The 14,965-nt window shown below is 66.6% G+C and carries 15 protein-coding genes; 6 read left to right on the top strand and 9 right to left on the bottom strand.

Annotated features, from left to right (window positions below):
- The first annotated feature begins 26 nt into the window (after nt 1-26).
- Nucleotides 27-1,406, top strand: a complete 1,380-nt coding sequence (locus NO878_RS08830; RefSeq protein WP_256405626.1) for a hemolysin family protein — start codon at nt 27-29, stop codon at nt 1,404-1,406.
- 1 nt (nt 1,407) lies between these two features.
- On the opposite strand, the gene NO878_RS08835 is transcribed toward NO878_RS08830, so the two are convergent.
- The 3 genes from NO878_RS08835 to NO878_RS08845 all read right to left on the bottom strand — a co-directional run bounded on the left by NO878_RS08835 (nt 1,408) and on the right by NO878_RS08845 (nt 3,551).
- The gene (locus tag NO878_RS08835; RefSeq protein ID WP_256405627.1) at nt 1,408-2,574 is read right to left on the bottom strand and encodes an inorganic phosphate transporter; all 1,167 of its coding nucleotides are present in this window, start codon (nt 2,572-2,574) and stop codon (nt 1,408-1,410) included.
- 59 nt (nt 2,575-2,633) lie between these two features.
- Complete coding sequence (locus tag NO878_RS08840) at nt 2,634-2,795, bottom strand: DUF7859 family protein (RefSeq protein WP_256405628.1); 162 nt, start codon at nt 2,793-2,795, stop codon at nt 2,634-2,636.
- Nucleotides 2,796-2,987: 192 nt separating this feature from the next.
- Complete coding sequence (locus NO878_RS08845; RefSeq protein WP_256405629.1) at nt 2,988-3,551, bottom strand: metallophosphoesterase; 564 nt, start codon at nt 3,549-3,551, stop codon at nt 2,988-2,990.
- A gap of 76 nt (nt 3,552-3,627) precedes the next feature.
- On the opposite strand from NO878_RS08845, the gene NO878_RS08850 reads away from it, so the two are divergent.
- Nucleotides 3,628-4,569, top strand: a complete 942-nt coding sequence (locus tag NO878_RS08850; RefSeq protein WP_256405630.1) for a cation diffusion facilitator family transporter — start codon at nt 3,628-3,630, stop codon at nt 4,567-4,569.
- 5 nt (nt 4,570-4,574) lie between these two features.
- On the opposite strand, the gene NO878_RS08855 is transcribed toward NO878_RS08850, so the two are convergent.
- Both NO878_RS08855 and NO878_RS08860 read right to left on the bottom strand, forming a co-directional pair.
- Nucleotides 4,575-5,603, bottom strand: a complete 1,029-nt coding sequence (locus NO878_RS08855) for a threonine aldolase family protein (protein WP_256405631.1) — start codon at nt 5,601-5,603, stop codon at nt 4,575-4,577.
- A 62-nt stretch (nt 5,604-5,665) separates the two neighbouring features.
- Entirely contained in the window at nt 5,666-6,229 is a 564-nt protein-coding gene (locus NO878_RS08860) for a cupin domain-containing protein (protein ID WP_256405632.1), read from the bottom strand.
- A gap of 40 nt (nt 6,230-6,269) precedes the next feature.
- On the opposite strand from NO878_RS08860, the gene NO878_RS08865 reads away from it, so the two are divergent.
- Nucleotides 6,270-6,506 (top strand): DUF2249 domain-containing protein, encoded by a 237-nt coding sequence (locus NO878_RS08865; protein WP_256405633.1) that lies wholly within the window; start codon nt 6,270-6,272, stop codon nt 6,504-6,506.
- A 104-nt stretch (nt 6,507-6,610) separates the two neighbouring features.
- Here the strand turns inward: NO878_RS08865 and NO878_RS08870 are convergent, their stop codons facing one another.
- Nucleotides 6,611-6,745 (bottom strand): hypothetical protein, encoded by a 135-nt coding sequence (locus tag NO878_RS08870; protein ID WP_256405634.1) that lies wholly within the window; start codon nt 6,743-6,745, stop codon nt 6,611-6,613.
- A gap of 88 nt (nt 6,746-6,833) precedes the next feature.
- Here NO878_RS08870 and NO878_RS08875 point away from each other — a divergent pair, with 88 nt between their 5' ends.
- On the top strand, nt 6,834-8,975 hold the full coding sequence (locus NO878_RS08875) for a heterodisulfide reductase-related iron-sulfur binding cluster (protein ID WP_256405635.1): 2,142 nt from the start codon (nt 6,834-6,836) through the stop codon (nt 8,973-8,975).
- Here the strand turns inward: NO878_RS08875 and NO878_RS08880 are convergent.
- A complete protein-coding gene (locus NO878_RS08880; protein ID WP_256405636.1) occupies nt 8,972-9,538 on the bottom strand; it encodes a cyclodeaminase/cyclohydrolase family protein in 567 nt (188 codons plus the stop codon). The genes NO878_RS08875 and NO878_RS08880 overlap by 4 nt on opposite strands.
- 109 nt (nt 9,539-9,647) lie before the next feature.
- On the opposite strand from NO878_RS08880, the gene NO878_RS08885 reads away from it, so the two are divergent.
- Nucleotides 9,648-10,736, top strand: a complete 1,089-nt coding sequence (locus NO878_RS08885; RefSeq protein WP_256405637.1) for an aminopeptidase — start codon at nt 9,648-9,650, stop codon at nt 10,734-10,736.
- Nucleotides 10,737-10,778: 42 nt separating this feature from the next.
- On the opposite strand, the gene lrp is transcribed toward NO878_RS08885, so the two are convergent.
- Nucleotides 10,779-11,243, bottom strand: coding sequence for an HTH-type transcriptional regulator Lrp (gene lrp / locus NO878_RS08890; protein ID WP_256405638.1), 465 nt, complete (start codon nt 11,241-11,243; stop codon nt 10,779-10,781).
- Nucleotides 11,244-11,369: 126 nt separating this feature from the next.
- Here lrp and glnA point away from each other — a divergent pair, with 126 nt between their 5' ends.
- Nucleotides 11,370-12,743 carry a type I glutamate--ammonia ligase gene (gene glnA, locus NO878_RS08895; RefSeq protein ID WP_256405933.1) on the top strand — a complete coding sequence of 458 codons (1,374 nt, stop codon included), beginning with the start codon at nt 11,370-11,372 and terminating at the stop codon, nt 12,741-12,743.
- Between the two features lie 53 nt (nt 12,744-12,796).
- Here the strand turns inward: glnA and NO878_RS08900 are convergent, their stop codons facing one another.
- The gene (locus NO878_RS08900) at nt 12,797-14,791 is read right to left on the bottom strand and encodes a PKD domain-containing protein (protein WP_256405639.1); all 1,995 of its coding nucleotides are present in this window, start codon (nt 14,789-14,791) and stop codon (nt 12,797-12,799) included.
- Nucleotides 14,792-14,965 lie beyond the last annotated feature (174 nt).

Genomic DNA, 14,965 nt, shown 5'->3' on the forward strand with positions numbered 1-14,965 from the left:
AGGGCCGTGAGTAGGGGAAACACTCCATGGGTTTGTCGCCGACAGCGAGCGCCGCGGGAGTCGGATATCCGGCACAGATTGCCGATATCGTGCCAGTGACCGATTCGACCGTCACCATCGCCGGGTCGATAGCGATTCTCGTGTTGATCGGCCTGTCGGCGTTTTTCTCCTCCTCGGAGATTGCGATGTTCTCGCTCGCCAAACACCGGGTCGAGGCACTCGTCGAGGACGGCGTCCCCGAGGCCGAGGCGGTTCGGGAGCTAAAATCCGACCCCCACCGACTGCTCATCACGATTCTCGTCGGCAACAACATCGTCAACATCGCGATGTCCTCCATCGCGACCGGACTCTTTGCCATCTACATGTCACAGGGGCGGGCGGTGCTCGCCGCGACGTTCGGAATCACGACGCTCGTCCTCCTGTTCGGGGAGAGTGCGCCGAAATCCTACGCGGTCGAAAACACCGAATCGTGGGCGCTGCGGATCGCACGGCCGCTCAGGTACTCGGAACTCGTGCTCATGCCACTGGTCATCGTCTTCGATTACCTAACCCGGATCATCAACCGCGTGACTGGGGGGCGGTCGGCCATCGAGACGACCTACGTCACCCGCGACGAGATCCAGAATATGATCCAGACCGGGGAGCGCGAGGGCGTCATCGAGGAGGAAGAGCGCGAGATGCTCCAGCGCATCTTCCGGTTCAACCGCACCATCGCCAAGGAGGTGATGACGCCACGCCTGGACATGACCGCGGTGCCGAAGGACGCCGACATCGACGAAGCCATCGAAACCTGCGTCCAGAGCGACCACGAGCGCATTCCCGTCTACGAGGGGAACCTCGACAACATCATCGGCGTCGTTACCCTGCGTGACCTCATCCGCGAGCAACATTACGGAGAGGGGGACGGTGACCTGACCGACGTGGTTCAGCCGACTCTCCACGTCCCCGAGTCGAAGAACGTGGACGAACTCCTCGAAGAGATCCAGGAAAACCGGATGCGGATGGTGATCGTCATCGACGAGTTCGGCACCACGGAGGGGTTGATCACGCTGGAGGACATGGTCGAGGAGATTGTCGGCGACATCCTCGAGGGCGACGAGGAGGAACCGTTCGAGTTCCTCGATGACGACGTGGTGATCGTCCGCGGCGAGGTCAACATCGACGAGGTGAACGAGGTGTTGGACCTCGATCTGCCGGAGGGCGAGGAGTTCGAGACGCTCGCGGGCTTTGTCTTCAACCGTGCCGGGCGCCTGGTCGAGGAGGGCGAGACCATCGACTACGACGGGGTCACGATCCGGATCGAGCAGGTAGACAACACCCGGATCATGAGCGCCCGGATCACGATCCACGACGAGGAAGACGACGAAGCGACCCCCGAAGAGGCAGAGGCGGAGGCCGAGGGCTAACTCAGAGCGCGTCGATGACGGAGAAGGCGGCGAAGGCAACCCCCAGCGCGAGGACGAGCGATCCGACCCACGCTAACACCGTATAGAGCATCTTTCGGCGGCTGACGCCGCTGCCGCCGGCGGCGTAGCCGGAGCCGATAATCGCCGAGACGACGATCTCGTTGAACGAGACAGGGATACCGAAGGCGACGGCCGCCTGCGCGATAGCAAAGGAGGGGATGAGCGCCGCGATTGACCGCCGGGGGCCGAGCGAGGAGTAGTCCTGTGCGAGCGCCTTGATCATGCGCGGGGCGCCGGTCCAAGAGCCGAGCAGGAGGCCGAACCCGCCGCCCGCGAGCACCGCGGGCAGGGGAATCGCCAGGTCGTCGAGGAGGGGAACGAGAGGGCCGATAGCGAGGCCGACCTGGCTCCCGCCGGCCGAGAAGGCGACCAGTCCGCCGAGTGTGAGCAGGAACCGCCGCTGAGTCGTCTCGGGATCGGTGACGAGGCCGCGAAAGAGGACCGCAGTCACGAGGAGCGCACAGGCGAACGCGACGACGGGCGTGCCACCGGGGACGGCCGTCCCGAGGGTGCTCGCGATGGAGCCACCCTCGCCGGGTGGGCCGAGGAGCGCGAAGTCGATGGTGGCCACGAGGGCGCCGACGAGGCCGCCAAGCGGGGCGATGGCGTAACGTTCGGGTATCGAAGGCGACCGAAGAAGCCGAGCGGTGCCGTAGGCGACGCCGCCGCCGACAAACGGGGTGAGCACCCACAACAGCCCGATCTGTCGATACTTCGCCCACGCTGGGTCGCCGCCGAGGGCGAGGCCGACGCCGACGACGGCGCCGGTGACGGTGAAGGCGGTAGCGATGGGATAGCCGGTGAAGACCCCGATAGCGACGAGGATGGCCGCGGTGAGCAGGCCGACGATGGCCGCGGTGGCGGTCAGCGAGACGCCACCAATCAACTCGGTGCCGACCGCCTCCGTGACGTTCGCCCCCTGGAGGACGGCGCCGGCGAAGCCAAGCAGGCCGACGACGAACCCGGCCCGCATCACCGAGATGGCGTTTGCCCCCACCGCGGCGGCGAACGGCGTCGACCCCGAGGAGCCGGCGCCGATGGCCCACGCCATAAACAGACTCGCTATCGCGGCGACCACGAACGTCAACAGCGTTCCGGTGGCGACCATCAGTTCGTGCCGTTCTGGGAGAGGGGGGTACTAATGGGTACCGGGCGCGACCCACGGCGCTACCGGTATCCCTCGTCGTATCCCTCACGGAGCGAGAGGAGCGTCCGGCGGACCAGCAGGTACCCGAAGAAGACGAGCAACAGCATCAGCCCCGCCAACGCGAGGAATACCGGGTCTTCGAGGAGTCCGGAGAGCTGGAGCGTGACGGCGGAATTCGACATGAAACGAGGGTCGACCGGATCGCACAAAGCCGTTTCGCCACGTCAGACAGAGTCAAATAGGCGTTTGAGCCTACGGTGTTTATATCATGTCGTCAATCGTATCGATAGTTGCGTGGTCTCCCCGACCTCGCTTCGGCCCTCCACGCGGACACTTCGGCCCTCCACTTCGCTTTCGTTTCGTGCCAGGACCAGTCAGTCCTGTAGCGGCACCCGAATCCGGTCGAATACGTCGCCGTCAGGCGTACGGAGGACGCCCACCAGCCCCGACGCCGGCCGGTCGGCGTCCCGTACGACCGGCGGGAGGTCGGCGTCGACCGACCAGAGTTCGGCGTGTCCGGGGCGATTTCCGCGCGGGTCGGCGTGACTCCCGGGGTTGAGCAGGGTCGGCCCGCCGTCGTCGCCGGCGACGGTCGTCGGTCGGTGGGTGTGTCCCGAGACGACGAGGGCAGCGCCGCGTTCCCGGCCGAACAGCGAGAGCCCGGTCGCACCGCCGCGTTCGGTGTGGGTGACCGCGACCGGGACGTCGGCGTAGGTCGTCGTGGCGGCTGGCGGCAGTCGCGCGCGGACGGCCTCGGTGTCGGCGTTGCCGTGGACGGCGACCAGTCGGTCGGCGAGCGAGCGGAAGGCATCGAGGACCGCCGGCGTCGTAAAGTCGCCGGCGTGGATCACGAGGTCGGCGGCGGCGACGGCCTCCCGCGTCCGGCCGAGCAGGTGGGAGTCGTCGGTGCCGTGGGTGTCCGAACAGACGACGAGCATGGGTCGAGCGAGGAGTCGCGCCGACAACACGGTTGCGGTCGGAAGGTTGAATCGGGGGCCGGCCGACGGGCGTCACATGGCTGGCAGCAAGTCCGTCGTTCTCGCCGCACTGGTCGCGAACGGTGCCATCGCGGTGCTGAAGTTCGGCGCCTTCCTGCTCACCGGGAGTCCGTCGATGCTCTCGGAGACCTACCACTCCATCTCCGATACCGGGAATCAGGTGTTTCTCCTGATCGGCATCCGATACAGCGCCAAGGACCCGAGCCGCGGTCACCCCTTCGGCTACGGAAAGGCGCAGTTTTTCTATAGCTTCCTGGTGTCGGTCCTGCTGTTCGGCATCGCGGGGTGGGAGAGCCTGAAACACGGCTACGACGCCATCCGACACGGCCACCAGGTCGCGCCCGGAACGGTGACGGTGGCGAGTGTTACCTTCGATACCGTCTACGTGAGCGTCGCCGTCCTCCTCGGTGCCATCGCCTTCGAATCATACGCGTTCATAAAGGCACACGCCGAACTCCGGAGCCAGATGGCGGAGTACGGCTGGACGGGGATGGTTGAGGCGTTCCGGTCGACGAGCGACGTGACGACACTCACCGCCTTCACCGAGGACGCCATCGCCCTCGGGGGGGCTGTGCTGGCGCTCGCCGGCATCGTCCTCTCGCGGGTGACGGGCAACCACATCTACGACGCCGTCTCCGCGGCGCTCATCGGCCTCCTCCTGATGGGGTTCGCGCTCGCACTGGCGTGGGAGAACAAGCGCCTTCTCCTCGGCGAGAGCGTCCCCGCGAACTTGGATGAAGACCTCCAGTCGCTCATCCGCGACCATCCGGGCGTAACACACGTCGACCAGTTCCGGACGATGTTCGTCGGGCCGGACGACATCCTCGTCGCCGCCGACGTGAGCTTCGCTGACGACCTCGATACGGCGGCCCTCGATGAGGATATCGGCCTGATCGAGTCGAAGCTCCGAGAGCGCGACGAACGGGTGACGTTCGTCTACGTCGAGCCGGAACTGTAGCGGCGCTAGGCGGCCGACGCGACGGCGTCTTCGATCCGGTCGAGCGCCCGCGAAACGTCCGTCCGGTCGACGTCCAGATGCGTACAGAAGCGGACGGTCGTCCCGCCGAACGGAACGGCACCCACGTCGTGGGCCGCACAGGCGTCGACGAACGCCGCGTCGTCGAGGCCGGTCCCCCCGACGTCGGCGACGACGATGTTGGTGTCGGGAGTCGGCGCCGACACACCGTCGAGAGCATCGAGACCGGCAGCGAGGCGCTCGGCGTTTGCGTGGTCGGTCGCGAGACGGTCGCGATTCGACAGCGCCTCCAAGCCGGGGGCGGCGACGATTCCCGCCTGTCGCATCCCGCCGCCGTGACGTTTCCGCTCTCGGCGTGCCGCCTCCACGAACGCCTCACTCCCGGCGAGCATCGACCCGACCGGCGCGCCCAGCCCCTTCGAGAGACAGAAGAGCACGGAGTCGACGGGCGCGACCATCGCGGCCGGGTCGACATCGAGGGCGACGCAGGCGTTGAACAGGCGGGCGCCGTCGAGGTGGACCGGAACGCCGTTGTCGGCGGCGGCAGCGGCCGTCTCGCGGACGCGCTCGGCAGGGACGGCCACGCCACCGCGGGCGTTGTGCGTGTTCTCCAGCCAGCAGAGGGCGGTCCCCGGACGGTGGAGGTCACGGTCGTGGCAGCCGGCGTGTACCTGCCCCGGCGAGGGGACAGCCCGGTCGCCGGCGTCGACGGTCCGGGTCTGGAGTCCGGCGTTCGTCGCGAGACCACCGAGTTCCCAGCGGACGACGTGGGCCTCGCTGTCGACGAGGACCTCGCCACCGGGGTCGGCGTGGACCGCGGCCGCGATCTGATTTCCCATCGTTCCCGTCGGGACGAACAGGGCGGCCTCACAGCCCACGAGGTCGGCCGCCCGCCGTTCAAGTTCGTTCACCGTCGGGTCGTCGCGATAGACGTCGTCCCCGACCGCGGCGTCGCGGGCCGCGTCGCGCATCGCGTCAGAAGGCGCCGTCACCGTGTCTGAACGCAGGTCGATCACGGATCGACTCCGTGGCCCGCGGTAAAAAGCGTAGGGTCGGCGGCCCCGAAGTCGTACGGGGGCTACGCGTCCGCCCGGGGCGATAGGACGATCAGCGCGACGCTCGGCTCGACGGCCCGGGGTTCGATGTCCCGTTCGCCCTCGAAGCGGGCGACCTCGCCCGCCGTCATCTCGTGGCTCTGGTCGTCGAGGCACAACTCGATCCGTCCCTCGACCAGATAGAGGACGATGTCGCGCCCGGGATGAGAGTGGGCCGGGACCGATTCGTCCGCATCGAGTGAGAGTCTGACCGTCTTCGGCTCGCGGTCGGGAAACACGTTCGCGTGGGGCTGTCCGTCCAGTTCTTGGAGGTCGTGGATCGTGGTCATGAGGTGTGGGTGACAGATCGTCGGTGTCCGTCGACTTGCGGGTCGTGCGTGCCGCCGGTCGGAGAGACGTGAGCCGGGGTCCGGAGTGGGCCGGTCGCCGGCGCGACGCTGACAGGTGGGCGTGCGGTCGGCCGCCCGGCGGTCGGCGGTGATCCGTGCTCTGACTCGGAGGCCATACCCTACCGTTGGTCGCGCCAGTGGGAAAGTCCCCTGCCGAACCGGTTCGTGGCGGGTGAAGAATGGACGGTCGAACGTCATCGGGAGAACGTATAGTCCGGGCCGTCCCCTACGGGGCGGCATGAGTTCGAACCGGGCGGACAGGGGCAGCGAGCGACTGGACGCCCGCGAAATCGAGGGAAACCCCTTCGACGACATCACGGCCGCCTTGGTGGAACTAGCCGAGGGCGAATCGCTCCTGCTGGTGAGCGGGTTCGAGCCGACACCGCTGTACGACGTGTTGGAACGGCGGGGCTTCGGGTACGAGACGACGCGTCGGTCCCCGACGGAGTGGCACGTCAAGATCACACGCGCCTGACGTGGCGGTACCCGGGGAAGACAGCCCTCGCGGTCGCTTGCCCGGCGGTCGCCGCCTTCAGGGTGCGCCGGTCGATCCTCCCGCCGGCCGCTGAATCAAGGCAGTCACACGACGGTAAAGAGCAGGAAGGGAAGAACGAAAAGGAGGACGAACAGGGCAAACAGCCCGAGACCGTAACTGGCGGCCGTGGCGACGCCCGCGATCCAAGCGGGGTGGTCGAACCCATCGAGTGCAGCCATCGTGGAGCGGTACGGCTACCGGAGACATAGTAGTGGCGTCGGCCACGGCCGTGCCAACCTTTATCCCGGGATTCGAGAACGTCACTACATGGCCGTCCAAGGGACCGTGACCAGACCGACGTTCTGGGGCATCGGGCATGTCGGGGAGATCGCCTTCTATCTGCTCTCGGCCGTCGCCATTTTGACGTTCGCGTACGGCGTCTACCGGCGAGTCGAGCGCTACACCACCGGACAAGAGGAACGGATCGACCGCCTCGACGACCTGCCAAACCGCGTCGTCGACGCGACGCGGACCGTCCTCTCGAACCGGACGCTCCTCGACCGCGACGTCGTCGGCGGGGTCATGCACGCGTTCATCATGTGGGGATTTCTCACACTCTTGATCGGGACGACGATCCTGGCCATCGACATCGACGTCTACCGACCCATTACCGGCGCCCTCGGGGCGGAGTCGTCCTTCTTCGTCGGCGACTTCTACCTGTCGTACTCGCTGGTGATGGACGCGATGGGACTCCTGTTCGTCGTCGGCCTCGGAATCGCGCTCTACCGACGGTACGCCGCCCGGAAGTGGCGGCTCCAAGGGAAACACACGGGACTGGAGGACGACCTCTTCGTCTGGGCGCTCTTTCTGCTCGGTGTCGGCGGCTACCTCACCGAGGGGGTTCGCATCCTCGGCACCGGGTTTCCCTCGTTCGAGACGGTGAGCTTCGTCGGCTGGTTCGTCGCGGACGTACTGGCGGTGGCAGGGCTGAGTGCGGCGACGGCGGAGGCAATCTACCCCGTGGTCTGGTGGGCCCACTCGCTGCTTGCGCTGGCGTTCGTCGCCGCCATCCCGTACGGCAAGCCGTTCCACATGCTCTCGTCGTACGCCAACGTCGTGACCCGTGACGAGGACGCGGGCGCCCGCCTCCCCGGGATTCCGGCCGACCTCGACGCCGACACCGGCGCCGAAGCCGTCGAGGACTTCACCTGGAAGGAGTTGCTCGATCAGGACGCCTGCACCAACTGTGGCCGATGTTCGGAGGCCTGTCCGGCCGAATCCGTGGGCCGGCCGCTCGATCCGCGGGACGTGATCCTCGATCTGAAGACGTACCGCGAGCGACTGGACGCGGGCGAGACCGAAGCGGTCGACATCGTCGCCGACGGTGGGACGAGCGTCATCGACGCCGGGACGATGGAGTCCTGTATGGCGTGTATGGCCTGCATGGACGCCTGCCCGGTCGAGATCGAACACCTGAGTTCGTTCACGCGTATGAACCGACAGCTCACCGATCAGGGTGACGTCGGTTCGAACGTGCAAGACGTGTTCGACAACGTCATGCGGAAGGGCAACACCTTCGGGGAGCGCCCCGAGGCACGCGGTGACTGGACCGACGACCTCGAGTTCGAGGTTGCGGACGCCCGCGAGACCGACGTGGAGTATCTCTGGTACGTGGGCGACTACCCGAGCTACGACGAGCGAAACAAGCGGGTGGCCCGGTCGCTGGCACGACTCCTCGAACGCGCCGACGTCGAGTACGGCATCCTCTTCGAGGACGAGAAATACGACGGCAACGACGTCCGCCGACTGGGCGAGGAGTTCCTCTACGTCGACCTCGCCGGTCACCACGTCGAGCAGTTCGAGGCGGTCGACCCCGAGGCCATCGTCTGTACCGACCCCCACTCGTACAACACCTTCGTGAACGAATATCCCGAAATCGAGTACGCCGAGTTCGCGGACGATCCGCTGATGGGGTTCGACTACGACGGCGAGTGGAACGCGGACGGGGCGGTGGAGGTGCTCCACTGGACGCAGGCGGTCGAGGAGTTGGTCGCCGACGGTGCGCTCGACCTCTCGGGGGACGAACTCGACTACACCGTCACGTACCACGATCCGTGTCACCTCGGCCGGTACAACGACGAGTACGAGGCGCCGCGCGAACTCATCCGGGCGACGGGAGCGACCCTCGCGGAGATGCCCCGGAACCGCGCGGACGCCTTCTGCTGTGGGGGTGGTGGCGGCGGCCTCTGGATGGATCACGACGAGGAGACCAAGCCGAGCGAGGAGCGGATGCGCGAGGCACTGGAGGACACGGACGGCGACGTCGAGAAGTTCGTCGTCGCCTGTCCGATGTGCATGACGATGTACGAGGACGGCCGCAAGACCGGGGGCTACGAGGACGACATCGAAATCGTCGACGTCGCGGAACTGCTCGTCGAAGCCGTCGAGGGCGGAAACGCTTCCAGTTAGCGGTCCGCGTGTTCCAGTGCCCGGTGGCGCGCGTCGTCGGCCTGGGCGTCGATTCTCGCAGCCCGTTCCTCGATTCCCGCGACGAACACGGGGTCCGCGACCCACGACAGGTTGTGCCGGGCGGTGCGAAGCGACGCCCGGAGCGCCGCGTCGATCAACAAGACGCCGGTTGCGGCGTCGGCAACGGTGGGAGGGGTTCCTCGCTCCGTGGCCTCGACGACCAGTTCGAGGGCGGTCAGACACGCCGCGGCCGTCGTGAGCGGGACGCCGACAGCCCGCTTGCGGCCCGCCTCGCTTGGGTTGCCGTCCGACGCGAACAGGTCGTCGACGACGGACGCGTCCGCCGCGGCGAGATCGGTGAGGTGATCGCGCGTGATGCGAAGGTCGGCGCGCACGTCGGCCAGTGTGCCCGCCTCGTTCCCGTCGGTGTGGAGGCAGACCATCTCACACAACGCGGTCCCGAGGGCGCCGGTGACGGCGGCGGCGGTGCCGCCAGCGGGGGCGGCGCTCGCGGACGCGACGTCGTCGAGCAGGCGGCCGAGCGCTCGCGTGTCGTCGGTCACTGTCGCTCGGTTCGCGCCTCGGGAGCAAAGGGATTCGCGTGGGCGGACGTGACGCGGCGGCGCGGGCAGACTCCGAAAGGCTTTGCCGCCCGCGACGGAACGGCCGTGCATGGACCCGCGCATTCGCACGCACGCAGAGATCATCGTCGATCACTCGACGCGAATCGAGGCCGGCGACGACGTGGTCGTCAGCATGCCAGCGGTCGCCGAGGATCTGGCGGTCGCGCTCCACGAGGTGCTCGGCGACCGGGGGGCGAACCCGGTGTACCTGAACAACTCCGAGCGAGCGAACCGGGCGTACCTTCGCGCGAGCGACGACGAGGGCTTCGAGACGCCGGCCCACCAACTCGCACTCTACGAGGAGACGGACGCGGCCATCATCGCCCGCGGTGGGCCGAACGTCTCCGAACAGGGTGACGTGACCCCCGAGACCAACGCCGCCTACCGCCGGGCGATGCGGCCCGTCCTCGACGAACGACTGGGGACGCGCTGGTGTCTCACGCAGTACCCCTCCTCCGGCCACGCCCAACTCGCGGGGATGAGCACCGAGGGCTACGAGAACTTCGTCTGGGACGCCGTCACGCTGGACTGGGACGAACAGCGCGAGCACCAGTCGCAGATGGTCGAGATCCTCGACGGCGCCGAGGAGGTGCGGATCCGGAGCGGCGAAGGGACGGACGTGACCATGTCCGTCGCGGGCAACCCCACGATCAACGACTACGGCGAGCACAACTTACCGGGCGGCGAGGTGTTCACCGCGCCGGTCAAGGAGTCCGTCGAGGGCGAGGTTCACTTCGATATGCCCCTCTACCGGAAAGGAAAGGAGATCGAGGGCGCACGACTCCGCTTCGAGGACGGGAAGGTCGTGAACCACAGCGCCGAGCGCAACGAGGAGGTGCTGACGGGGATTCTGAACACCGACGCGGGGGCGCGGTATCTCGGCGAACTCGGAATCGGGATGAACCGCTCTATCGACCAGTTCACGTACAATATGCTGTTCGACGAGAAGATGGGAGATACCGTCCACATGGCGGTGGGCAACGCCTACGCCGACACGGTCGGCGAGGAAAACGAGCGCAACGAGAGCGCCGAACACGTCGACATGATCGTCGATATGTCCGAGGACTCCACCATCGAAGTCGACGGAGAAGTCGTCCAGCGGGACGGGACCTTCGTCTTCGAGGACGGCTTCGAGTAGCGCGTAGGTCGGAGGACTCCGGGTTGGCGGGCCGTTGCGACCTTACTCGTCCGGGTCGATGTCGAGTTCGAACTGCTTGTTCTCGACGGCGGCGTTGAGGACGACGCTGGTGTTTGACTCTCGGATGTGCTCGTCGGTCAGCAGCGTCTTGATCTGCTCGTTCATCCCGTCGGTGTCGGGGAACTTGCCGATGGCGATGACGTCGTAGTCGCCGGTGACCTCGTAGACGCTGATCATCTGCTTTTGCTCGCGCAGAATCTCGGTGACGTCGGGGAGCGCGCTCCCTTCGACTTTCAACTGGAGGATTGCCGTCACGTCGTAGCCGATGGCGTCGTAGTTCACGCGCGGGGTGTATCCCTCGATGACGCCATCGTCCTCTAGATCGCGGAGGTGGTTGGAGACAGTCGTCACGGAGACGTCGAGTTCCTCGGCGAGGCTTCGCAGGCTAGCGCGGCCGTCGCCCAGAAGCGCATTGATGAGCTTGGCGTCGAGATTTTCGTACGTCATGGCAGTTACGAACGACCCCGGGGGTATAGAAGTTTACGAATATCCAATTCCGTTCGAGACCGAGGGGAAATTGCAGACAACAAAAAGGGCTTAATACTGGGAGTATAGATTATGCCTGTCCAGAACATGACGGACGAAACTGCGGCGACTGACGGCGGTCTGACGGCGGAAGAACAGGACGTCATCGACGAGATTGACGAGGAGAACGTCGACTTCCTCCGGCTCCAGTTTACCGACATTCTCGGAACGGTCAAAAACGTCTCGGTACCGGCGAGCCAGGCGGAGAAGGCGTTTACGGAGGGCATCTACTTCGACGGCTCCTCAATCGACGGCTTCGTCCGCATCCAAGAGTCCGACATGCGGCTCGACCCCGATCCGTCGACGTTCGCCGTGCTCCCGTGGCGCGACGACGAGGAGGGCGCGACAGCCCGCCTCATCTGTGACGTGATCGACACGTCGACCGGCGAGCCGTTCTCGGGTGACCCACGTGGCGTCCTCAAAAGCGCCATCGAGCGCGCGAACGACATGGGCTACAGCGTGAACATGGCCCCCGAGCCCGAATTCTTCCTGTTCGAGGAGGACGAAGACGGGCGCGCGACGACGGTCACCAACGACGCGGGTGGCTACTTCGACCTTGCGCCGAAGGACCTCGCAGGCGACGTGCGCCGCGACATCATCTACGGCCTGGAAAGCATGGGCTTCGACATCGAAGCCTCGCACCACGAGGTGGCCCAGGGCCAACACGAGATCAACTTCACGTACGACGACGCCCTGTCGACGGCCGACAACGTCGCCACCTTCCGGGCGGTCGTCCGCGCCATCGCGGCCGAACACGACCTGCACGCGACGTTCATGCCCAAGCCCATCGCGCGGATCAACGGGTCGGGCATGCACACGCACATGTCGCTGTTCACCGAGGACGGCGAGAATGCCTTCCACGACAGCGACGACGAGTTCAACCTGAGCGACACGGCCAAAAGCTACCTCGCGGGCATCCTCGAACACGCGCCCGCCATCACGGCCGTCGCCGACCCGACGGTGAACTCCTACAAGCGCCTGGTGCCGGGCTACGAGGCGCCCGTCTACGTCGCCTGGTCGGACCGCAACCGCTCGGCGCTCATCCGCAAGCCCGCGGCACGCGTGCCCGCCGCCTCGCGGATCGAACTCCGCTCGCCGGACCCGTCGTGTAACCCCTACCTCGCCTTCGCGGCCATGATCCACGCCGGTCTCGACGGGATCGAACGCGACCTCGACTGCCCCGATCCGGTTCGGGAGAACATCTACGAGTTCGACGAGGCCAAACGCGAGGACTACGGAATCACGACCCTGCCCTCGAACCTCGGCGAGGCCGTCGAGGCCCTCGAAGCGGACGAAGTCATCCAGGATGCTCTCGGTGACCACGTCGCCGAGAAGTTCGTCGAGGCCAAGTCCCAGGAGTTCGGCGAGTACATCGTCGAAGTCTCCGACTGGGAGATCGACCGCTACCTCGAGAAGTTCTAACGGCACTCGTCTGCGGATTTTTTCGGCGCGCGACGAACGTCAGCGACGCGTCGTCATCGAGCGTCGAGTTGTGCCTGCCTGTCGATGGCCGCCAAGACCGGGTAGTCGGCGGGGTTGGTCGCCGTCTCCCACCGGCCGCCGAACGAGAACGCGCCCATGTTGGCCGGGGCGTTGCTTCCCTGCATCTGGGCGGTGGTGAGCCCCGTCGCGCCGTCCTCTGAGGCGGTCTGTCCAGTCGCTCTCCTGTCCCAGTACGACCCGCTCACGTTCGCCCCGTCCGCGAGACCGTGTGTGTCGCTGGAGGTGGTGGGAGTCACGGTTCCAGCGGCGTACGAGTTGACCACCTCGCCGTCGGCGAGGCCGACCAGTCCACCGATCTGATCCGGCGGGTCCTGAGCCGCGTTCGACTCGCCGGTTACGTCACCCGTCGCGTAGCAGTACTCGACGCGCGATGGTTCGTCGACGGCTCGATCCAACTCGTTGTATCCGACGAGGCCGCCGATGTTCTTATTCCCGAACACCGCGCCCGCCGCGGCGGATTTCGAAACGGTACCGGAGACGTTCACGCCGACGAGGCCGCCGATGTTCCGTTTGTCGTCGCCGGAGGTGTCGGGGTTCGTCTCGCCCCGAACCTCGCCGGTAGCCAGACAGCCACGTATCTCGCCGACCGAGTACGCCGAGGATTCGTTCGCGCCGACGGCGCCGCCGACTTCGTTCACCCCAGTCACGTCGCCGGTTGCCGTCGATCCGCCAACTTCACCGGCCGAGTTGGTACCGACGAGACCACCGACTGGCCGGAAGCCCTCGACCGTCACGTCGGCGTCACAGCCGCTGACGACGCCGTCGTTCTCGCCGACGATACCACCGGCGACGCCGCGTTCCGCGAGGTTGCCGTTCCCACTCTCGGACGCCACGGCGGTCACCGATCCACTCACCGAGACGTTCCTCACGTCCCCACCGTTCTCGCCGACCACCGCACCGACCTTATCTTTCCCCGTCACCTCCGCGTTCGAGAGCGTGAAGTTCCGGATCTCGCCGTCGGAGTATCCGAAGAGGCCGACACCCTCCGTCTCCGACCGCCCGACGAACAGACCGTCGATGGTCTTGCCGTTGCCGTAGAACTCGCCGTCGAAGGGTTCTGCGTCCGTCCCGATCGGAGTGAGGCCGCCAGTGGTGGTACCCCCGCTCCCGCCCCCCCTCGGAGGCCCACCGATCGAGCTCGCGTCGAGGTCCTCGAGGAGGACGTACGTCCCGTCGAGCGGGTAAGTCGAGTTCGTCGGGTTACTGATGCTCCCCAGTTCTCCCGCAGTGTCGATAGCGGTTGCACCCGCGACCTGCGTCTCGAGTTCGACCGGACCTCCGTCCGCGTCGGTTGCCTCCACTGTGGCGACGTACGGTTCGTCGGGCACGTCGAAGTCACCGTCCTCGTCCACCGTCGCCGCCTCAACGGTCGCCTGACCGCCGGACATCTCCGTCGTCCCCGAGAACGTCGCGCTCGAGTCCAGTTCCCTCGCTGTGACGGTCACTTTCGTGATGTCGTCGTCGCCGTCGGCGTCGCTGATCACGGCAACGAGCGCGTCCTCGAAACTGTTCGCCCCCTGCGGTGTTCCGACGTCGAACGTGTCGACGCTGAAGCGATCCGCGGGATCGGTCGCTGGTGCCGAGACGGATACCGTCACCGTCGCGGTGGCGGTGGCGCCCGCTCCATCGGTCGCCGTCACCGTCACCGTGTGGTCGCCGCTCGACGAGAACGTCGTCTCGAGACTCGGCCCGCTCCCGGCCGCGGTGCCGTCGACCTGCCAGTCGTACGTCACGGAGCCGTCCGGATTCGACGCGCTCGCCGTGAACGTCACCGTCTCCCCGGTCGCCGGCGACGACGGCGCGCCGATGCTCACCGACAGCGAGGCGTCCCCGCCGCCGCCACCGCCGTACAAGTCTTGGTTGAGGTCGGCGAGCGTCGTGTTGATCTCTTCGCGCAGGTCCGCCGGTGGCTCGAGGTCGAGTTCGCTCGCGTCGATGAAATCCTGTAACGAAATTCCCCCGCTCATCGTCGCTCACCGGCCTTGGCCTTCGCGCCGCGGGTGACAACGGATACGGTGGCTGGTGTGTCGTCGGGTGTATCACTCGGGACGGCCCCGGGAGACGCTCGGAGCATATCAGACGGACACGCGACCGGGAAGTGAATAGTATTTGACGCGTTGAAGCCCCGTTAATGGGTGCTT

It is taken from the genome of Haloplanus ruber (assembly GCF_024494725.1).
Classification (GTDB): domain Archaea; phylum Halobacteriota; class Halobacteria; order Halobacteriales; family Haloferacaceae; genus Haloplanus; species Haloplanus ruber.